Source organism: Mycobacterium sp. (genome assembly GCF_040509115.1).
GTDB lineage: Bacteria > Actinomycetota > Actinomycetes > Mycobacteriales > Mycobacteriaceae > Mycobacterium.
The window spans coordinates 1-19,277 of sequence record NZ_JBEVLO010000095.1; the positions used below are offsets into that span (position 1 = coordinate 1).

Consider the following 19,277-nt stretch of genomic DNA (forward strand, 5'->3'; position numbering starts at 1 on the left):
CCCGTCGCCTGCGCCGGGGGCGGTACCACCGCTCGATCGACAGGATAGCTCGAAAGGAACATGCATGGACGCCGAGCCCTCCAACGACCCCGAGCCCTCCAACGCCGCCGAGAACTCCCGCCCCGTCGTCGAAATGCGGGACATCAGCATTGGATTCCCCGGTGTGAAGGCCTTGGACGGCGTCGACTTCCGGTTGCTGGCAGGCGAAGTGCACTCTCTGATGGGGGAGAACGGCGCCGGAAAGTCCACCCTGATCAAGGCGCTCACCGGGGTGTACGGCATCGACTCGGGATCGATCGTCGTCGACGGTTCGCCGCAGTCGTTCGCAGGGCCGCGGCAGTCCCAGGACGCCGGCATCAGCACCGTGTACCAGGAAGTCAACCTCTGCCCGAATCTGACGGTCGGCGAGAACATCTTGTTGGGTCGCGAGCCGCGCCGGTGGGGCCGCATCGACTACCGCCGACTCAATCGCAAGGCCCGCGAACTCCTGAGCGAGCTGGAATTGACCATCGACCCCAGGTCTCAACTCGGGTCCCATCCCATTGCCATCCAACAGTTGGTGGCGATCGCGCGGGCCACCGCCGTCAGTGCCAGAGTGCTGATTCTCGACGAGCCCACGTCCAGCCTCGACGCCGACGAGGTGGCCGAACTCTTCCGGGTCATCCGGCGGCTGCGTGACGCGGGCACGGCGATCCTGTTCGTGTCGCACTTCCTGGATCAGGTCTACGCGATCTCGGACCGAATCACGGTGCTGCGCAACGGCCAACTCGTCGGTGAGTACCTGACTGCCGCGCTGCCAAGGGTCGAACTGGTATCCGCGATGCTGGGAAGGCAGCTCGATGCGCTCGACGAGGTGGCCGACAGCGCGGCAATGGCCACCGCCGTGCAGTCCGACCACCCGTTGGTCCGCATCGACGAGTTCGGCAGGACGCCTGCCGTGCAACCGGTCACGCTGGACATCCGGCGGGGCGACATCCTCGGGCTGGCCGGGTTGCTCGGCTCGGGGCGTACCGAGCTGGCGCGCTTGCTGTTTGGGGCCGACCGCGCCACCAGTGGTCGCCTGGAGGTCAACGGCAAGACGACGACGCTGCGCACCCCACGAACCGCCATCGCTCACCGGTTCGCCTTCACCTCCGAGGACCGCAAGGACGAAGGTGTCGTCGGCGATCTCAGCGTGCGCGACAACCTGGTGCTGGCATTGCAGGCCCGCCGCGGGTTCGCGCGTCCGCTCTCGGCCAAGACCAAGGACGCGCTGGTGACCAAGTACATGGAGGCGCTCGACATTCGGCCGCGGCGGCCGGAAACGTTGTTGAAGAACCTCAGCGGAGGCAATCAGCAGAAGGTCCTGCTGGCCCGCTGGATGATCACCGAGCCCGAGCTGTTCATCCTCGACGAGCCCACCCGTGGCATCGACGTCGGCGCCAAGACCCAGATCCAGAAGCTCGTCACCGAACTCGCCAGGGACGGCGTCGCCGTCGTGTTCATCTCCGCCGAACTCGACGAAGTCACCCGCATCTGCAACCGGATCGCCGTGATGCGCGACCGCCGCAACGTGGCCCTGCTCGACTCCGCCGACTACGAGAACAACCTGACCACGCTGATCGCCGGGAGCTCGTCATGATCAAGAGGCTCGCCGCCACGCCGCTCATCTGGCCGGTCATCGCGCTGCTGGCACTGCTCGCCCTCAACGCCTATCTGACTCCCGGCTTCACTAGCATCCGCGTCCAGGACGGTCACCTCTACGGCAGCCTCATCGACATTCTGCGCAACGGCGCCCCCACGCTGCTGGTCGCCCTCGGCATGACACTCGTAATCGCCTCGCGCGGAATCGATTTGTCGGTCGGCGCCGTCGTGGCGATCTCCGGCGCCCTGGCGTGTGCGCACATCGGGTCGTCGGAGGACCCCGCGGGCGTCGGTACCGTCCTGACGGCCATGGCGATCGCACTCGCCGTGTCCGCCGTGCTCGGGTTGTGGAACGGCACGCTGGTCTCGATCTTGGGAATCCAACCGATCATCGCCACCCTGGTGCTGATGACGGCGGGACGGGGCATCGCGCTGTTCATCACCGAGGGCCAGATCATCACGGTGAGCAGCCCTCCGTTCAAGGTGCTCGGCGCGGGCTACTTCCTGGGGCTGCCGGTCGCCATCCTGGTCAGCCTCGCCGTGTTCGTCGTGGTGGGGCTGCTCACCCGTCGGACCGCGCTCGGCATGCTCTTGGAGGCCGTCGGCATCAACCCCGAGGCCAGTCGGCTCGCCGGGGTGCGCAGCCGCACCATCGTCTTCGCCGTGTACGTGTTCTGTGGTCTGTGCGCGGGTATCGCGGGCCTGATGATCGCGTCCAACATCTCGGCTGCCGATGCCAACAACGCCGGCCTGTGGATCGAGATGGACGCGATACTCGCCGTTGTCATCGGCGGAACCTCGCTTCTCGGCGGTCGCTACAGCCTCACGGGCACGGTGCTGGGCGCCCTGATCATCCAGGCGCTGACCACCACCGTCTACACCGTCGGCATCCGGCCCGAGATCACGCTGGTCTTCAAATCGTTGGTGGTGGTGTTGGTGGTCCTGATGCAGTCGGCCAAGTTCCGGGCGTTGTTCACGTCCTGGCGCCGACGACCCGGGCGCCGCCAGGTGGGTCCCACCGCTCGACCCACGCCGGTCACCAGCGCCGGGCCGGCCGTAGCCGACGTCACCCCCGACCACGACGACACGAAGGTGCGCCAGCCATGACGCCGACCATCGAGCATGCTCCGCCGCCGGTTGCACCCGGGACATCCACCGGGGCAAGGATTCTCGACGTGCTGCGGCGACATGCGCGAGGACGCTTCGTCGGCCCGGTGGCCACCCTGGTGCTTTTCGTCGTGATGTTCGCGGGCGTTCTCGGTCGATACGAGTTCGCCAGCCCGTCGCAGGTCTTTCTCAACCTGTTCGTCGACAACGCCTATCTCATCGTGCTCGCCGTCGGCATGACGTTCGTAATCCTCACCGGTGGAATCGATCTGAGTGTCGGGTCGGTGGTAGCGCTGTCGACCGTGCTGCTGGCCAAGACTCTGCAGCTGGGGTGGCCGGCGCCGCTCGCCCTGGCGACCGTGATGATCGTGGGCCCGCTGCTGGGGTTGTTGATGGGCACGATCATCGAGTACTTCGACGTGCAGCCATTCGTCGCGACGCTGGCGGGCATGTTCCTGGCCCGCGGGATGTGCTACGTGATCAGCGTCGACTCGCTGCCGATCAACGATCCGTTGCTCAGGACCCTCGGCCTGCAGTACATCTACCTGTACGACGACAAGTTCATTCGGTGGCCGGTGATCATCGCGTTGATCGTCGTCGTGGTCGCGATGTACGTCCTGCACCTCACCCGGTTCGGCAAGACCGTCTACGCCGTCGGCGGCAACCGCCACTCGGCGCAGCTGATGGGTCTGAAGGCCGGCGGCGCCCGGGTGTCGGTGTACGTCATCAGCGGGTTCTGCGCGTCCCTGGCGGGGATTCTGTTGGCCACCCAGAAGTTGTCGGGCTACAGCCTGAACGGAATCGGTCTCGAGCTCGACGCGATCGCTGCCGCCGTCATCGGTGGCGTGATCCTCGCCGGAGGCGTGGGGTTCGTCGCGGGCGCGGTACTCGGCGTACTGGTACTCGGCACCATCGAAACCTTCGTCACCGCGGAGAACCTCGACTCCTACTGGACCCGCATCATGACGGGTGGACTCCTGCTGGTGTTCGTACTGGTCCAGCGCGTGCTGGTGAGAAAGCCCAAATGAGCCGCAACGATAATGGCTTCATGACGCGCAAGCCGGTAATGGCCGACGTAGCCCGACTCGCCGGGGTGTCGCACCAGACGGTGTCACGGGTGATCAACGGATCCAACAGCATTCGTCCCGCCACGCGGGAGCGCGTCGAACATGCCATCGCCCAGTTGGGGTACCGGCCCAACACCGCAGCGCGGGCGCTGGTGACCAACCGCTCCGGGATCATCGGCATCATCGGCAGCAACACCGCCCAGTACGGACCTTCGAGCATCCAGCGGTCGGTCGAGGAGGCGGCCCGCGAGGCGGGGTTCTTCTCCAGCACGGTGACGTTGGCGTCGGTCACCCACCAGGAGATACGCGGTGCCCTCGACCACCTGTCCAGACTGGCGGTGGAGGCGATCGTCATGATCGCCGCCCAGCAGGACGCACTGACCGCCGTCAGGACCGAGGACTTCGGTGTCCCGGTGATCGTCGTCGAGGGCGATCTGTCCGGAACGGGATCGTCGGTCGGCGTCGATCAGGTCGGGGGTGCCCGCCGGGCCACCCAGCATCTGATCGACCTGGGGCACACCGCGATCGCCCACGTCAGTGGACCGCAGAACTGGCCGGAGGCGACCGCGCGCACCAAGGGTTACGTCGACGCCATGCTCGCGGCCAGGCTCCTTCCCCGTCCCGAGTACCACGGTGACTGGAGCGCGGCCTGCGGCTACCAGATCGGTGGCCAACTCGCCGCCCAGGACGAGATCACCGCCGTCTTCGTCGCCAACGATCAGATGGCGATCGGCATCCTGCACGCCCTCGCCGAAGCTGGCCGACGCGTGCCCGACGACGTGAGCGTGGTCGGATTCGACGACATCCCCGAGGCGGGGTACCTCATTCCCGCGCTCACCACGGTCCGTCAGGACTTCGCGACCGTCGGCAACCAGGCCATTGCGCTGGTCACCGCACAGCTGTCGGGCACCGAGGTGAAGACTGCGCTATTGCCCGCCGACCTGGTGGTGCGCGCCAGCACCGCCGCGCCGCGCGAAAGGGGTTGATCGACGCCATGTCTCAGCGGATTCTCGACGTCGATGGCATCCTCTTCGACAGTGACGGCGTCCTCGTCGACTCCCACGAGGCTGCCGCCCGCGCATGGAACACCTGGGCCAGCACGTGGTCCCCGGGTTTCGACTTCCACCGCGACGCCCAGCACGGTCGCAGGATGGCGGACGTGGTGGCCGACCTGGTCGGCGAACCCCACGCCGCCCACGCGGCGCAACTCCTCGGCGAGATGGAAATCGAACTCGGAACGCAGGTTCCGCCGATGCCGGGTGCCGTCGAACTGCTGTCGTCTAGCCCCGCGGGTCGCTGGGCGGTCGTCACCTCCGGTGGACGCGCCATGGCATCGGCCCGGCTGGTGTCCGCCGGCCTACCCGCACCCGGCGTGTTGATCTCGGCCGACGACGTGTCGGCGGGCAAACCGGCGCCCGACCCCTACCTTGCTGGCGCTCGTTCACTCGGGCTCGAACCGGAGTCGTGCGTCGTATTCGAGGACGCGCACCTCGGCATCGTGTCGGCACGCGCCGCGGGGGTGAAATACGTTGTCGGCGTTGGCCCTCAGACCATCGGTGACGACGTCGACGTCAGCGTCGCCGACCTGCGCGGCATCACGTTCGACGGCTACCACCTGAGCATCCCCGCATCGGCGGTCCTCGTCGGCCCATGAGGGTGGTCGTCCACGACCAGTACGAACTGACACTTCGGGATTCGGGTCGATCGGCCCGCGCGGTGGTCGGCGTCGTGGGCGATCGGATACGACGACGGCCGCCGGTGGTAACCGGCGGCCGCCATCGGTCTGGAGCTACCGCCCGCCCCTGCGCCTGTTGTAGACGTCGAACCCGACGGCGGCGAGCAGCACCAGGCCCTTGATCACCTGTTGGACGTCGCTTCCGATCCCGAGGATCGACATGCCGTTGTTGAGCACGCCGAGCACCAGTCCACCGACGATGGCGCCGACGACGGTGCCGACACCTCCGCTGGACGATGCGCCGCCGATGAACGCCGCGGCGATCGCCTCCAGCTCGAAGTTGACCCCGGCCTGCGGTGTCGCGGAGTTCAGCCGGGCGGCGAACAGCAATCCGGCGACCGCGGCGAGCATGCCCATGTTGACGAAGACCATCAGCGTTACCCAGCGGTTCCGGATGCCGGAGAGACTGGCGGCCGCGGCGTTGCCGCCTACTGCGTAGACCTGACGGCCGAACACGCTGTTGCGCATCAGGAATGCGTAGACCAACGTCAGCACCACCAGGATGATCCCGACGATCGGAACGCCGCGGTAGCTGGCCAGCAATAGGGTCACCGCCCCGAGTGCGACGACGATCCCCGCGCACTTCGCCACGAAGACGGGTGCCGCCGAAACCTGCTGCCCGTAGCGGGTCTGGGAGCGTCTCCGGCGGATCTGCACGATCACCGCAGCCACCATGATGACGGCACCGAGGATCACCGTCGGCCAGTGGTAGAGCGCATCGGCGCCCCACTCGGGCAAGAACCCGCTGCTGACCTGTTCGAGTCCGGCGGGCATCGGGGCGATCGACTGCCCCTCGAGGAGGTACTGGGTGGCGCCGCGGAATACCAGCATGCCCGCCAGCGTGACGATGAACGACGGTATCCCCACGAAGGCGATCCAAAACCCGTGCCACGCACCGATCAATGCACCCAGCGCCACGCACAACACCACGGCCAGCAGCCAGGGCACGTCATTGCGGACCATCAGGACACCCGACATGGCCCCGATGAAACCCGCCACCGAGCCCACCGAGAGATCGATGTGGCCGTTGATGATCACGATGACCATCCCGATGGCCAGGACCAGGATGTAGCCGTTCTGCTGAATGATGTTGGTGACGTTGAGCGGCTTCAGGAGAATGCCGCCGGTCCAGATCTGGAACAGCACCACGATGGCCAGCAGCGCAACGACCATGCCGGACTGGCGGACATGGGACATCAGGAAGGTGGACAGCCGTTGCCGCAGACCTGGGGGCGTCGGCGGGTGGGGGGCACCGCGATGCGGCGCCTTGGGGTTCGGCGATGGCTGTTCGACGGTGGCGGTCACTCAGGCACGCCCTTTCATCATGTACCGCATGAGGGTCTCCTGCGTTGCGTCTTCACGGGCCACCTCACCGGTGAGCTTGCCCTGGGCCAAGGTGTAGATCCGATCGCACAGCCCCAGGAGCTCGGGCAGTTCCGACGAGATGACGATGACGGCCTTCCCGCGGGCGGCGAGTTCGTTGATGATGGTGTAGATCTCGTATTTCGCGCCGACGTCGATGCCGCGGGTCGGCTCGTCGAGGATCAGTACGTCGGGGTCGGTGAAGAGCCACTTGCTCAGGACTACCTTCTGCTGGTTGCCGCCAGAGAGCTTGCCCGTCACCACCGAGGCCGACGCCGACTTGATGCCCATCGACGAGCGGAACCGCTCGCCGACACTGGCTTCTTCGTGATGGTCGATCACCGACCGTCTGCTGACCTTCGAGAGCGAGGCCAGCGAGATGCTCTGCGCGATGGTGTCCATCAGGTTCAGGCCGAGTTGCTTGCGGTCCTCGGTGGCGTAGGCGATCCCGTTGCTGATGGCCTCGGAGACGGTCTTGGTACTGATCTCCTTCTCGCCCTTGAAGACCCGACCCTCGACGTACCTACCGTAGGTGCGTCCGAAGACGCTCATGGCGAGCTCGGTGCGGCCTGCGCCCATCAGTCCGGCGATGCCGACGATCTCACCCGCGCGTACGTTGAGCGAGACGTCGTCGACGACCCTGCGATGTTGATCGATGGGATGCAGCACGCTCCAGTTGGCCACCGCGAACGCAACGTCGCCGATGTCGTGGTTCTCGCGGGGCGGGAAGCGGTGGGTCAGATCGCGTCCGACCATCCCTCGGACGATGCGATCCTCGTTGAGTTGGTCGTCGACGGCGATCGTCTCGATCGTGCGGCCGTCCCGCAGGATGGTGATCGAGTCGGCCACCTCCATCACCTCGTTGAGCTTGTGGGAGATGATGATCGAGGTGATGCCGTGGGTGCGCAGGTCGGCGATCAGACCGAGCAGGTGACGACTGTCCGAATCGTTCAGTGCGGCAGTGGGTTCGTCGAGGATCAGCAGCCGGACGTCCTTGGCCAGGGCCTTGGCGATCTCGACGAGTTGCTGCTTGCCCACTCCGATGTCGGCGACCCGGGTCTGGGGGCTCTCGTGCAATCCGACTCGGTCCAGCAGGGCCTGTGCCTCGGTGAGGGTCTTGTCCCAGTCGATCACCCCGTACCGGTTGATCTCGTTGCCGAGGAAGACGTTCTCGGCGATGGAGAGATACGGCACCAACGCGAGCTCCTGATGAATGATCGCAATGCCACATCGCTCGCTGGACCGAATGTCCTTGAACTCGCAGAGGTCGCCGTCGAAGAGGATCTCGCCGTCGTAGCTCCCGTGCGGGTAGACGCCACTGAGGATCTTCATCAACGTCGACTTGCCTGCGCCGTTCTCCCCGCAGATGGCGTGGATCTCACCGGTGGGCACCGTCAGGTCGACGTCCGAAAGCGCCTTGACGCCGGGGAATTCCTTGGTGATGCCCCGCATTTCGAGAAGGGTTGACGTCGTTGCGCTCACTGCACCTGCTCTTCGGTGTAGTACCCCGAGTCGATCAGTGCCTTCTGGTAGTTGGACTTGTCGACGCTGACCGGCTGCAGCAGGTACGACGGCACGACCTTGACGCCGTTGTCGTAGGTGTCGGTGTCGTTGACCTCCGGGGTGCCACCGGTGATGACGGCGTTGGCCTCCTGGACCGCGGCCTTGGCCAGTTCGCGGGTGTCCTTGAAGACGGTCTGCGTCTGCTCCCCGGCCACGATCGACTTGACCGAGGCCAGCTCGGCATCCTGACCCGTCACGATCGGCAGCGGCTTGGCGGCGTTTCCGTAGCCGGCACTCTTCAGTGCGGAGATGACGCCGCGGGAGATGCCGTCGTACGGCGAGAGCACGGCGTCGACGCGGGCGGTGGTGTACGCCTGGCTGAGCAGGTTGTCCATCCGGGACTGCGCCAGTCCGCCGTCCCAGCGCAGGGTGGCGATCTGATCGAAGGAGGTCTGTCCGCTCTTGACGACGAGCTTGCCGCTGTCGAGGTAGGGCTGCAGCACGCTCATGGCGCCGTCGAAGAAGAACGTCGCGTTGTTGTCGTCGGGTGAGCCGGCAAACAGCTCGATGTTGAACGGACCCTTTCCGTTGGCCACTCCGAGCGTGTCGACGATGTACTGAGCCTGCAGCACACCGACTTTGAAGTTGTCGAACGTCGCGTAGTAGTCGACGTTGGGCGTTCCCTTGATCAATCTGTCGTAGCTGATCACCGGAATCTTGAGGTCCGCGGCGTGCTGCAGCGTATTGGTCAGCGACGACCCGTCGATCGGCGCTATGACCAGGAGTTTGACGCCCTTGGTGATCATGTTCTCGATCTGCGACACCTGGTTCTGGACGACGTCGTCGCCGTACTGGAGATCGGTGTCGTAGCCCAGTGCCTTGAATTGGTCGACCATGTTCTGTCCGTCGGCGACCCAGCGCTCCGACGACTTGGTCGGCATGGCGATCCCGATGGTGCCCTTCGCGTCGCCGCCATCACCACCGCCCCCTGCGGAGTCGGTCGACCGTCCGCAGCCGGCCAACACCAGCGCGGTCAATAGGAACAGCAGAGCGGTGAGACGGGTGAACTTCCGCATCGAAACCTCCTCGGTGAATGGCGCACGCTCGACGGGCTCCGCGGCGACGGTGGTCCTCGTCGGCAGCACGGATGTGAGCGTTAACATGACGGCTTCAGTATGTGAGGCGGCTCACTATCTTGTCAATCAGGTCTGCGGCGACATCACCCAAAGAGGTTCCTGAACAGGTTGATAGCCGACCGATCACTTTTCGATCCAGATGGCGTGGCCCCCGTGGGCCGCAGCGCCGCCGACCGATCTCATCTGTCGTTGTGAGCATTAACATTCAGGCGCCAGCAATGCGCTGGCGGACCGCTCCGGTCGCACGCCACGCCACCTCCGGCCGCGAGATCAGCCCGGTGACGGCCGCCCGTGGGGCCCGCGTCGAGCGTAGGAAGACCCGGCGATGGCAAGGCAGGGGTGGGCATACGCTGATGCCGACGCAGATTCGACCGGTGCCCAGACGAGGAGCAGACGAATGAAGTCCACCCTGTTGTCCCGACGCGACCTCGACTTCCTGCTGTACGAATGGCTCCGAGTGGAGGACCTGACGAAGCGGGACCGGTTCGCCGAACACTCCCGCGAGACGTTCGACGGCGTTCTCGACCTCAGCGAGGAGTTGGCCGAGAAGTACTTCGCCCCGCACAACAAGAAGAGTGACGCCAACGAGCCCACCTTCGACGGCACCCGCGTCACCGTCATCGCCGAGGTCAAGGAGGCGATCGATGCGTTCGCGCAGGCCGACCTCATCGGCGCCAGCATGGACGAGTCCCTCGGCGGCGCCCAGCTGCCAGCGTGCGTGGCGCAGGCCGGATTCGCGTACGTCTCGGCGGCCAACGTCAGCACGTCTGGCTATCTGATGCTCACGGTCGCCAATGCCAATCTCATCGCCAAGTTCGGCGACGACGAGCAGATCGAGGCATTCGTCAAGCCGATGCTCGCCGGGCGGTTCACCGGAACGATGGCGCTCTCGGAGACACAGGCCGGTTCGTCTCTCGCTGACATCCTCACCCGAGCCGAACCCCGCGATGACGGTACCTACCGCCTGTTCGGTTCGAAGATGTGGATCTCGGGCGCCGAACACGAACTCAGCGACAACATCGTGAACCTGGTGCTGGCCAAGATCCCCGGTGGGCCGCCGGGCACCAAGGGCATCTCGCTATTCATCGTGCCGAAGTACCTCAGCGGCCCAGATGGCGCCAATGGCCCCGTCGGCGAACGCAACGACGTCACCCTGGCGGGGCTGAATCACAAGATGGGGCAACGGGGAATCACCAACACCGTGCTCAACTTCGGGGAGGGCGTCCACTCGCCGGGCGGTGAGGCGGGTGCCGTCGGCTATCTGGTCGGCGAGCCACACCGCGGTCTGACGTACATGTTCCACATGATGAACGAGGCCCGACTCGCGGTGGGGATGGGTGCGGTGTCACTCGGCTACACCGGGTACCTCAAGTCCGTCGCATATGCCCGCGAGCGGCCGCAGGGCAGGTTGGTCAAGGACCCGTCGACGCCGCAGGTGCCAATCGTCGAGCATACCGACGTCAAGCGGATGCTGTTGGCGCAGAAGGCCTACGTCGAGGGCGGTCTGGCGCTGGCACTGTATTGCACCAGGCTCATCGACCTGCAGCGCTGCCCGGAATCCGCGGAAGAGGCCGAGTACGTCACCCATCTGCTCGACATCCTGGTGCCCGTCGCGAAGAGTTGGCCGTCGCAGTGGTGTCTCGAGGCCAACAGCCTGGCGATCCAGGTGCACGGCGGCTACGGATACACCCGAGAATACGACGTCGAGCAGCATTACCGGGACAACCGGCTGAACCCGATCCACGAAGGTACTCACGGCATCCAGAGCCTCGATCTGCTGGGCCGCAAGGTCACTCAACACGGCGGGGCCAGCCTCGTCGAGCTGGGCAAGGCCGTCGCCGCGACGGTCGAACAGGCCACCGCCGACGAGTCCGCAGCCCTTGCCGCTCAACTGGATTCGTCGTTCCAACGGCTCGTCGAGGTGACCGCCGCGATGTTCGCCACCGGTGACGTCGAGGCGGCCTTGGCCAACAGCGCCATCTACCTGGAAGCCTTCGGACACATCGTGATGGCCTGGATCTGGCTCGAGCAGTACCTGGTCGCCGAGGGCCAGTCGGGGGACTTCTACGACGGCAAGCGGCAGGCGGCCCGCTATTTCTTCCGCTACGAATTGCCCAGGACTGCACCGCAACTCGACCTGCTGGCCGGTCTGGACCGGACGACGATGGAGATGCGTGACGCCTGGTTCTAGCCCCTCCGCGATTTCGGCGCGCTCCCGTTCGCTCAGTGAACGTTTACGCGCCCAAATCACTAGTCGAAGTCGATGATCTGCCGCACCGCGTGGCCGTCGGCGAGTTGATCCATCCCCTCGTTGATCTGATCCAGCCCGATCGTCGCCGACACCAGCGACTCCACCGGAAGTCGACCCGCCCGCCACATCGCCACGAAGCGGGGGATGTCCCTGGCTGGCACGGCCGATCCGAGATAGCTGCCGATGAGCGACCGCCCCTCGGCCACGAAACCCAAGGGCGACAATGTGATCCGCGCGTCGGGATGGGGGAGGCCGACCGTCACGGTGCGACCGCCTGGCGCGGTGAGCGCGATGGCCGTCTCCAGCGCCGCGGGATGCCCCGCCGCCTCGATGACGATCCGCGCCTTGAGGCCGCCGCTCTGCTCCGGTGTGACGGCGGCGTGCGCGCCGAGCTCGGTCGCCCGCGCGAGCTTGTCGGGCAGCTGGTCGACCGCGATCACCTCGACGTCGTCGTGCGCCAATGCCGTGAGAAGCGCCGCCATGCCAACGCCGCCCATGCCAACCACGGCGACGGTGTCACCCGGCCGCGGTTGTCCCGCGTTGAGCACCGCACCTCCGCCGGTCAGCACCGCGCATCCCAGCAGCGATGCCACGACGGGCGGGACGTCGTCGTCCACCGCCACCACCGATCGACGGTCGACGACGGCGTGGGTGGCGAACGCCGAGACGCCGAGGTGGTGCAGGACCGGACCGCCGTCGGTGGACAGGCGCGTCCCACCCGCCAGCAGGACTCCCTCGCCGTTCGCCGCGCTTCCCGGAATGCATGGGGCCAACCCATCGGTGGCGCAGGCCGAGCACTCGCCGCAGCGAGGCAGGAACGTCATCACGATGCGCTGCCCGACGGCGACGTCGTCCACCCCGGCGCCGACCCGTTCGACGATGCCTGCCGCCTCGTGCCCCAGCAGCATCGGCACCGGCCTGACGCGAGAGCCGTTCACCACGGACAGATCCGAGTGGCACAGCCCGGCGGCTTCGATGCGGACCAGGAGCTCGCCGTCGCCGGGCGGCTCGAGCTCGAGGTCGACGATCGTCAGCGGCTTGGATTCGGCGTAGCGGGGCGGTGCCCCAATACGGTCGAGGACGGCTCCACGGATCTTCACACGACCAGCTTGCCAGTGCCTGGCCTGGAAGACTTGCCCGATGACCATCGACGAACGGAAGCTGACCTCCCTCGACTTCCCCGTGCACTGGCCGGTGCTCACGCGGTGGGCCGACAACGACATGTTCGGCCACCTCAACAACGCCGTTTACTACGAGCTGTTCGACACGGCGATCAACGCCTGGATCAACACCACCACCGGCGTCGACCCCGTCACCGCGCCGTGGCTGGGCGTCGTCGCGGAGTCGGGCTGCCGGTTCTTCGCCGAGCTGCAGTTCCCCGATCCGCTGGTCGTCGGACTGGCCGTGACCCGGCTGGGGAACAGCAGTGTCACCTACCGACTGTCGATGTTCAACGGTGTCGAGCCGTCCCAGGATGACGGGTCTCCGGTCGCCGCGGTGGGGCATTGGGTGCACGTCTACGTCGACAGGACCACGCGGCGGCCGGTCCCGATCCCCGACGCCGTCCGCACACTGCTGACGACCGCGCGCGCCACCGAGCGTTACTGATTCTCGTCGAGCCACTCGGCGATCGCGGCTACCGCGTCGCGGAAGAAGATCCGGTACGAGCGATCCGCCACGTAGCCGAGGTGAGGGGTGGCCAGCACGTTGGCCATCGTGCGAAACGGATGATCGACGGGCAATGGTTCGGTGCCGAACACGTCCAGCGCCGCACCTGCGATGGCACCGGTGCGAAGGGCGTCGAGCAGCGCCTCCTCGTCGACGATCGGTCCGCGTGACGTATTCACCAGCAGGGCGGTCGGTTTCATCGCATCGAGTTCGGCAACGCCGATCAACCCGCGGGATCGGTCACTGAGCTTGAGGTGAATGGACAGCACGTCGGCGGTGGCGAAGAACTCGTCGCGCGGGACGTAACGCACCCCGGCCGCTTCGGCGGCATCGGCGGTCAGGTTCTGGCTCCACGCCGTGACGTCCATCCCGAACGCTGCGCCGATCCGTCCCACCCGCGTGCCGATCCGGCCGAGCCCGAGCACCCCGAGCACCCGGCCGTCGAGTTCGCGGCCCACCGTGGTCTGCCAGCGGCCCTCGGCCATGGCCCGGCTCTCGACGGCGAGATGCCTTGCCGCGCCGAGGATCAACGCCCAAGTCAACTCCACCGTCGAGGCCACGCTGCCGCCGGTGGATCCGACGTGGATGCCTCGGTCGGCGGCCGCCGCCATGTCGATCGAGGCGTTGGACGGCCCCGTCGACGCGATCATCCGCAAGCGTGGCAACCGTTCGATCACGGTGCGTGGCAACGGCGTCCGCTCCCTCATCACGAATACGACGTCGAAAGGTGCCAGGCGCGCCACCAGCTCGTCCGGGTCGGACACGTGGTCGTCGAACACGGTGACGTCGGCCCGTGAGGTGACGGGCGTCCAGTCCGTCATGGTCATCGCCACGCCCTGGTAGTCGTCGATGACGGCGACCTGCGGTCGTACGTTCACTAGCCCTCCCGGTGTCCCTCGAACGACAGCCAATGCGCCGACGATAAACTCGCCCGATGCCATTGGTGAGCAAGACCGTCGAGGTACAAGCCTCCGCCGAGACGATCCTCGCGATCGTCGCCGACTTCGAGTCCTACCCGCAATGGAACGAAGAGGTGAAGGGGGTCTGGGTCCTGGCGAACTACGACGACGGGCGACCCAGCCAGCTGCGTCTGGACGCCAAGGTCAACGGCTTCGACATCACCTACGTGCAGGCCATCTACTACCCCGGCGAGAACCAGATCCAGACCGTCATGCAGCAGGGCGACCTCTTCTCCAAGCAGGAGCAGCTGTTCTCGGTGGTGGCCATGGGGCCCTCCACGCTGCTGACCGTCGACCTCGACGTCGAGGTGACGTTGCCGGTACCCAAGCCGATGGTGAAGAAGATGGTCAACGACGCACTCGATCACCTGGCGGGAAATCTGAAGACGCGCGCCGAGGAACTGGCCGGCTAGGTCCAAAGACCCAGCTCGTCGAGCCTGGCCGTGAGTCGGCGGGCGCCGTCGGTGAACTGGGCGTCGGTCAGCCGCACCGCGCTGTCGACGTCGCGACGCCGTAGCGCCTCGATCAGTTCGCGACGATTGGCCACGGCGTGTGCGCCCCACTGTGGGTCGCTGGCGTAGATGTCCGGCGGCAGGTACCGCGCCGCATGCAGCAGGAACCAGGCCAGCTTGATGCGGCCGGAGGACCGGTTGAAGGCGCGGTGAAACTCGAACTCCGCGTCGACCACCGCGGCGGTGTCCTTTCGGCCGATGGCGTCGGCAACCGTGTTCGCCAGCGCCTCGAGCTCGTCGATCTCCTGGTCGGTGATGCGCTCGGCGGCCGACCGCGCCAGCTGTCGGGCGATGACGGCCTGCAACCAGAAGATGTCCTCGATGTCGTCGCGGGTGAGGGGCGCCACCACGTGTCCCCGGTGGGGCTCGAGCTGGACCATCCCCTCCCCGCGCAGCGTCCGTAAGGCCTCGCGGACGGGTGTGATGCTGACCCCCAGTTCGGCGGCGGTCTCGTCGAGTCGGATGAACGTGCCGGGCCGCAGGGTGCCCGACATGATGCCGACCCGCAGGTGCGCGGCGACCTCGTCGGAAAGCTGCTCACGACGTGCCGCGCGGCGGGGTCTGGTGGGTGCGGTCACGACGCTCGATTCCCCCGTAGTCCGTGCTAATTCGTGCGCAGTTCGCGTGCTGGCGAGGGTTGTTCCCGGGCCACCGAGGCCATAGTGTGACCGAGGCAACACCATGTTTGATCAAATATAAAAATCGCGCAACCCGGCGCCTCGCCAGCCACGCAGGGAGCATCACCCGTTGAACGATCAGTCGCTCGAGCAGCCCTACCTCGCCCGCAGGCAGAACTGGACCACCCAGCTCGCCCGCCATGCCCTGATGCAGCCCACGGCGACGGCACTGCGCTTCCTCGGACGCACGACGACGTGGGGTGACCTGCAGCGCAGGGTCACCGCCCTGGCAGGCGCGCTGAGCAGGCGCGGCGTCGGCTCCGGGGACCGGGTGCTGATCCTGATGCTCAACCGCACCGAGTTCATCGAATCGTTCCTCGCCGCGAACCTGCTCGGCGCCATCGCCGTACCGGTGAACTTCCGCATGACGCCCCAGGAGATCGCGTTCCTCGTCAGCGACTGCGAGGCAAGGGTCGTCATCACCGAGCCGGTGCTCGCCGGGGTCGCCACCGCGGTGCGTGGCCTGGACCCGGCGTTGTCCGACGTGATCGTCGCGGGCGGCGCCACCGAAGACCTCGCTGGCTCACCCGTCCTCGGCTACGACGACCTGCTGGCCGAGGAGGGCGCCCCGCCTGCGCCCGTGGACATTCCCAACGACGCGCCAGCCCTGATCATGTACACGTCGGGAACGACGGGACGGCCCAAGGGCGCGGTGCTGACGCACCTCAACCTGGCGGGCCAGGCCATGACGCATCTGTTCACCAACGGCGCCGACCTCAATAACGACATCGGTTTCGTCGGCGTCCCGCTGTTCCACATCGCGGGCATCGGCAACACGATCACCGGCCTGCTGCTCGGCAGGCCGACGGTGATCTACCCGCTTGGCGCGTTCGACCCCGGCGCACTTCTCGACGTCCTGGAGGGTGAGCACGTCACGGGCATCTTCCTGGTTCCCGCACAGTGGCAGGCGGTCTGCGCGGCGCAGCGCGCGCAACCGCGCGACCTGAGTCTTCGGGTGCTGTCCTGGGGTGCGGCGCCCGCCTCGGACACGCTCCTGCGCGACATGGCGGCGACGTTCCCCGGCACGCAGATCCTGGCCGCCTTCGGGCAGACCGAGATGTCACCGGTCACGTGCATGTTGCTCGGCGACGATGCAATCCGGAAGCTCGGCTCGGTGGGCAAGGTCATCCCGACCGTCGCCGCCCGCGTCGTCGACGAGGACATGAACGACGTGCCCGTCGGCCAGGTCGGCGAGATCGTGTATCGCGCACCGACGCTGATGGCGGGTTACTGGAACAACCCCAAGGCCACCGCCGAGGCGTTTGCGGGCGGCTGGTTTCACTCCGGGGATCTGGTTCGCCAGGACGACGAGGGCTACGTCTGGGTGGTCGACCGCAAGAAGGACATGATCATCTCCGGCGGGGAGAACATCTACTGCGCCGAAGTCGAGAACGCGTTGGCTGCGCACCCCGCCATCGGAGAGGTGGCGGTGATCGGTCGACCCGACCCCAAATGGGGTGAGGTGCCCGTCGCCATCGTCGCCCCGGTCGCCGTCTCGACTCCGACGGTTGCGTCGGCGGGCCTGACCCTCCAAGATCTAGACGAATTCCTCAACGAGCGGCTCGCGCGTTACAAGCATCCCAAGGCACTGGAGGTCGTCGATGCACTGCCTCGCAACCCGGCAGGCAAAGTCCTGAAGACGGAACTGAGGGTGCGGTACGGCGGGACCAATTCCGTTGACGCCAGCGAAAGTTCTTCTGCTCCAACGGTTTCAACCCGCTCGGCGAAGGGCTGACCTGCGCCGATGTGTTTGCCACCAGTTGCCTCGTCAATCCTGCCGATGCGGTGCCCCGGCCAGGATCGATCGGGTACAGTCCTGTGGTCCGCCTTACTACCGCTCAGTAGGGAGACGGTCATCACGCGTACGGAGCTCGGGCAAGGAGGAGGCGTGCGACAGGTTCTGCCGTGGCGCCTCGAGGGGCGAGCGCAGCGACGGGGGAAGTGCAGTGATCGTGGCTTCGTCGCAGACGACGGCCCGGGTGACGTGGTGAGGTCTCACCGGTGACGGCGCAGACGCCAGGTCTTTTCGACTACGTCCGCGATCAGGTACGGCCAGGGCTGGAGGCCGTCGGCGGCTTCGTCAAGATGTGCGTGCTGACCGGCAAGGCAACCTTCCGCAGGCCCTTTCAGTGGCGTGAGTTCATCCTGCAGGGCTGGTTCCTCATGCGGGTGGCCTTCCTGCCGACCGTCGCGGTCTCGGTACCGCTGACGGTCCTCATCATCTTCACCCTCAACATCCTTCTCGCCGAGTTCGGCGCCGCCGACGTTTCGGGCGCAGGCGCGGCACTCGGAGCGGTCACCCAGCTCGGTCCCCTGGTAACCGTGCTCGTGGTCGCCGGCGCGGGCTCGACCGCCATTTGCGCGGACCTCGGCGCCCGAACCATCCGCGAGGAGATCGACGCCCTAGAAGTGCTCGGGATCGACCCGATCCACCGCCTCGTCGTTCCCCGCGTCATCGCCTCGACGTTCGTCGCGCTGCTTCTCAACGGCGCCGTCATCACCATCGGTCTCGTCGGTGGCTTCATCTTCGGCGTCTACGTGCAGAACGTGTCCGCAGGCGCCTACGTCTCGACGCTGACCTTGGTGACGGGGCTGCCCGAGGTGCTCATCTCCGTCGTGAAGGCCCTGACCTTCGGTCTCATCGCAGGCCTGGTCGGCTGCTACCGCGGCCTGACCGTCGCCGGCGGCGCCAAGGGCGTCGGCACCGCGGTGAACGAGACACTGGTCCTCTGCGTCATCGCGCTGTTCGCCGTCAACGTCATCCTGACGACCATCGGCGTTCGATTCGGAACGGGGCGCTGACGTGTCGACATCAGCAGTAGTCAAGTCCCGATTCCCCAGGGCTGCAGCGCGGGGAGCAAAGCTCGCCAGTTCGCCAGTCCGCTTCCTGGACAGCATCGGCCACATCGCGTGGTTCGTCGTCACCGCGGTCGGCTCCATCGGCCACGCCTTTCGGTTCTACCGCAAGGAGATGCTGCGGCTGGTCGCCGAGATCGGCATGGGCACCGGCGCGATGGCCGTCATCGGCGGCACCGTCGCCATCGTCGGCTTCGTCACCCTGTCGGGCGGCTCGCTCATCGCGATCCAGGGCTTCGCCTCCCTCGGCAACATCGGCGTCGAGGCGTTCACCGGCTTCTTCGCCGCGCTGGTCAACGTGCGCATCGCCGCCCCGGTCGTCGCGGGCCAGGCCCTCGCCGCCACGGTCGGCGCAGGCGCGACGGCCGAACTCGGCGCCATGCGCATCAGCGAGGAGATCGACGCCCTCGAGGTGATGGGCATCAAGTCCATCTCGTATCTGGTGTCCACCCGGCTGATGGCCGGCTTCGTGGTCATCATCCCGCTGTACGCGATGGCGATCATCATGTCGTTCCTGTCGGCCCAGGTCACCACGACGCTGTTCTACGGACAGTCGACCGGTACCTACGAGCACTACTTCCAGACGTTCCTCCGGCCCGACGACGTCGCGTGGTCGTTCGTGCAGGCGATCATCATCTCGGTCATCGTCATGCTGAATCACTGCTACTACGGCTTCTACGCCAGTGGTGGCCCGGTCGGCGTCGGCGAGGCCGTCGGTCGCTCGATGCGGGCCTCGCTGATCGCCATCGTCGTGGTGGTCCTCCTGGCCTCGTTGGCGCTCTACGGCACCGACCCCAACTTCAACCTGACGGTGTAGCGCC

17 protein-coding genes are annotated in these 19,277 nt (G+C 66.5%); 11 read left to right on the forward strand and 6 right to left on the reverse strand.

Features of this window, described 5'->3' with window-relative positions:
* Positions 1-64 precede the first annotated feature (64 nt).
* Genes ABW137_RS07730 through ABW137_RS07750 form a run of 5 tightly spaced genes read left to right on the forward strand, consistent with a single transcriptional unit; the run spans position 65 to position 5,451 of the window.
* Positions 65-1,621 carry a sugar ABC transporter ATP-binding protein gene (locus ABW137_RS07730; RefSeq protein WP_526398541.1) on the forward strand — a complete coding sequence of 519 codons (1,557 nt, stop codon included), beginning with the start codon at positions 65-67 and terminating at the stop codon, positions 1,619-1,621.
* On the forward strand, positions 1,618-2,730 hold the full coding sequence (locus ABW137_RS07735) for an ABC transporter permease (RefSeq protein ID WP_526398543.1): 1,113 nt from the start codon (positions 1,618-1,620) through the stop codon (positions 2,728-2,730). The genes ABW137_RS07730 and ABW137_RS07735 overlap by 4 nt, the downstream gene beginning before the upstream one ends.
* Positions 2,727-3,758 carry an ABC transporter permease gene (locus ABW137_RS07740; protein ID WP_526398545.1) on the forward strand — a complete coding sequence of 344 codons (1,032 nt, stop codon included), beginning with the start codon at positions 2,727-2,729 and terminating at the stop codon, positions 3,756-3,758. Before ABW137_RS07735 ends, ABW137_RS07740 begins: the two co-directional genes overlap by 4 nt.
* Positions 3,759-3,778: 20 nt before the next feature.
* On the forward strand, positions 3,779-4,783 hold the full coding sequence (locus tag ABW137_RS07745) for a LacI family DNA-binding transcriptional regulator (RefSeq protein ID WP_526398547.1): 1,005 nt from the start codon (positions 3,779-3,781) through the stop codon (positions 4,781-4,783).
* 8 nt (positions 4,784-4,791) lie between these two features.
* Positions 4,792-5,451 carry an HAD family hydrolase gene (locus tag ABW137_RS07750; protein ID WP_526398549.1) on the forward strand — a complete coding sequence of 220 codons (660 nt, stop codon included), beginning with the start codon at positions 4,792-4,794 and terminating at the stop codon, positions 5,449-5,451.
* Between the two features lie 135 nt (positions 5,452-5,586).
* Here the strand turns inward: ABW137_RS07750 and mmsB are convergent, their stop codons facing one another.
* Genes mmsB through chvE form a run of 3 tightly spaced genes read right to left on the reverse strand, consistent with a single transcriptional unit; the run spans position 5,587 to position 9,560 of the window.
* Positions 5,587-6,837: a multiple monosaccharide ABC transporter permease gene (gene mmsB / locus ABW137_RS07755; protein ID WP_526398551.1), complete on the reverse strand. Its 1,251-nt coding sequence runs from the start codon at positions 6,835-6,837 to the stop codon at positions 5,587-5,589.
* Positions 6,838-8,346 (reverse strand): multiple monosaccharide ABC transporter ATP-binding protein, encoded by a 1,509-nt coding sequence (gene mmsA, locus ABW137_RS07760; protein WP_526398553.1) that lies wholly within the window; start codon positions 8,344-8,346, stop codon positions 6,838-6,840. It lies immediately after the preceding gene.
* A 26-nt stretch (positions 8,347-8,372) separates the two neighbouring features.
* Positions 8,373-9,560, reverse strand: a complete 1,188-nt coding sequence (chvE, locus tag ABW137_RS07765) for a multiple monosaccharide ABC transporter substrate-binding protein (protein ID WP_526398555.1) — start codon at positions 9,558-9,560, stop codon at positions 8,373-8,375.
* A 370-nt stretch (positions 9,561-9,930) separates the two neighbouring features.
* Between chvE and ABW137_RS07770 the strand changes: the two genes are divergently transcribed.
* A complete protein-coding gene (locus ABW137_RS07770; protein ID WP_526398557.1) occupies positions 9,931-11,724 on the forward strand; it encodes an acyl-CoA dehydrogenase C-terminal domain-containing protein in 1,794 nt (597 codons plus the stop codon).
* A 59-nt stretch (positions 11,725-11,783) separates the two neighbouring features.
* On the opposite strand, the gene ABW137_RS07775 is transcribed toward ABW137_RS07770, so the two are convergent.
* Entirely contained in the window at positions 11,784-12,884 is a 1,101-nt protein-coding gene (locus ABW137_RS07775) for an alcohol dehydrogenase catalytic domain-containing protein (RefSeq protein WP_526398559.1), read from the reverse strand.
* A 40-nt stretch (positions 12,885-12,924) separates the two neighbouring features.
* Between ABW137_RS07775 and ABW137_RS07780 the strand changes: the two genes are divergently transcribed.
* Entirely contained in the window at positions 12,925-13,392 is a 468-nt protein-coding gene (locus tag ABW137_RS07780; RefSeq protein WP_526398560.1) for an acyl-CoA thioesterase, read from the forward strand.
* Here the strand turns inward: ABW137_RS07780 and ABW137_RS07785 are convergent.
* On the reverse strand, positions 13,386-14,279 hold the full coding sequence (locus tag ABW137_RS07785; RefSeq protein ID WP_526398655.1) for a D-2-hydroxyacid dehydrogenase family protein: 894 nt from the start codon (positions 14,277-14,279) through the stop codon (positions 13,386-13,388). The genes ABW137_RS07780 and ABW137_RS07785 overlap by 7 nt on opposite strands.
* A gap of 107 nt (positions 14,280-14,386) precedes the next feature.
* Between ABW137_RS07785 and ABW137_RS07790 the strand changes: the two genes are divergently transcribed.
* Positions 14,387-14,824, forward strand: coding sequence for an SRPBCC family protein (locus ABW137_RS07790; protein ID WP_526398562.1), 438 nt, complete (start codon positions 14,387-14,389; stop codon positions 14,822-14,824).
* On the opposite strand, the gene ABW137_RS07795 is transcribed toward ABW137_RS07790, so the two are convergent.
* The gene (locus tag ABW137_RS07795; protein ID WP_526398564.1) at positions 14,821-15,501 is read right to left on the reverse strand and encodes a GntR family transcriptional regulator; all 681 of its coding nucleotides are present in this window, start codon (positions 15,499-15,501) and stop codon (positions 14,821-14,823) included. The genes ABW137_RS07790 and ABW137_RS07795 overlap by 4 nt on opposite strands.
* A gap of 169 nt (positions 15,502-15,670) precedes the next feature.
* Here ABW137_RS07795 and fadD5 point away from each other — a divergent pair, with 169 nt between their 5' ends.
* The 3 genes from fadD5 to ABW137_RS07810 all read left to right on the forward strand — a co-directional run bounded on the left by fadD5 (position 15,671) and on the right by ABW137_RS07810 (position 19,273).
* Complete coding sequence (fadD5, locus tag ABW137_RS07800) at positions 15,671-17,335, forward strand: fatty-acid--CoA ligase FadD5 (RefSeq protein ID WP_526398566.1); 1,665 nt, start codon at positions 15,671-15,673, stop codon at positions 17,333-17,335.
* 350 nt (positions 17,336-17,685) lie between these two features.
* The gene (locus ABW137_RS07805) at positions 17,686-18,402 is read left to right on the forward strand and encodes an MlaE family ABC transporter permease (protein ID WP_526398657.1); all 717 of its coding nucleotides are present in this window, start codon (positions 17,686-17,688) and stop codon (positions 18,400-18,402) included.
* An 85-nt stretch (positions 18,403-18,487) separates the two neighbouring features.
* On the forward strand, positions 18,488-19,273 hold the full coding sequence (locus ABW137_RS07810; protein WP_526398659.1) for an MlaE family ABC transporter permease: 786 nt from the start codon (positions 18,488-18,490) through the stop codon (positions 19,271-19,273).
* Positions 19,274-19,277 lie beyond the last annotated feature (4 nt).

What these genes read in the sequence shown, in the direction of transcription:
- ABW137_RS07780 (WP_526398560.1), top strand. Translation starts at nt 12,925, where the DNA reads ATGACCATCGACGAACGGAAGCTGACCTCCCTCGACTTCCCCGTGCAC.
- ABW137_RS07790 (WP_526398562.1), top strand. Translation starts at nt 14,387, where the DNA reads ATGCCATTGGTGAGCAAGACCGTCGAGGTACAAGCCTCCGCCGAGACG.
- ABW137_RS07735 (WP_526398543.1), top strand. Translation starts at nt 1,618, where the DNA reads ATGATCAAGAGGCTCGCCGCCACGCCGCTCATCTGGCCGGTCATCGCG.
- ABW137_RS07730 (WP_526398541.1), top strand. Translation starts at nt 65, where the DNA reads ATGGACGCCGAGCCCTCCAACGACCCCGAGCCCTCCAACGCCGCCGAG.
- ABW137_RS07805 (WP_526398657.1), top strand. Translation starts at nt 17,686, where the DNA reads ATGTGCGTGCTGACCGGCAAGGCAACCTTCCGCAGGCCCTTTCAGTGG.
- ABW137_RS07740 (WP_526398545.1), top strand. Translation starts at nt 2,727, where the DNA reads ATGACGCCGACCATCGAGCATGCTCCGCCGCCGGTTGCACCCGGGACA.
- chvE (WP_526398555.1), bottom strand. Translation starts at nt 9,560, where the DNA reads ATGTTAACGCTCACATCCGTGCTGCCGACGAGGACCACCGTCGCCGCG.
- mmsA (WP_526398553.1), bottom strand. Translation starts at nt 8,346, where the DNA reads ATGCGGGGCATCACCAAGGAATTCCCCGGCGTCAAGGCGCTTTCGGAC.
- ABW137_RS07745 (WP_526398547.1), top strand. Translation starts at nt 3,779, where the DNA reads ATGACGCGCAAGCCGGTAATGGCCGACGTAGCCCGACTCGCCGGGGTG.
- ABW137_RS07770 (WP_526398557.1), top strand. Translation starts at nt 9,931, where the DNA reads ATGAAGTCCACCCTGTTGTCCCGACGCGACCTCGACTTCCTGCTGTAC.
- ABW137_RS07750 (WP_526398549.1), top strand. Translation starts at nt 4,792, where the DNA reads ATGTCTCAGCGGATTCTCGACGTCGATGGCATCCTCTTCGACAGTGAC.
- ABW137_RS07785 (WP_526398655.1), bottom strand. Translation starts at nt 14,279, where the DNA reads ATGACCATGACGGACTGGACGCCCGTCACCTCACGGGCCGACGTCACC.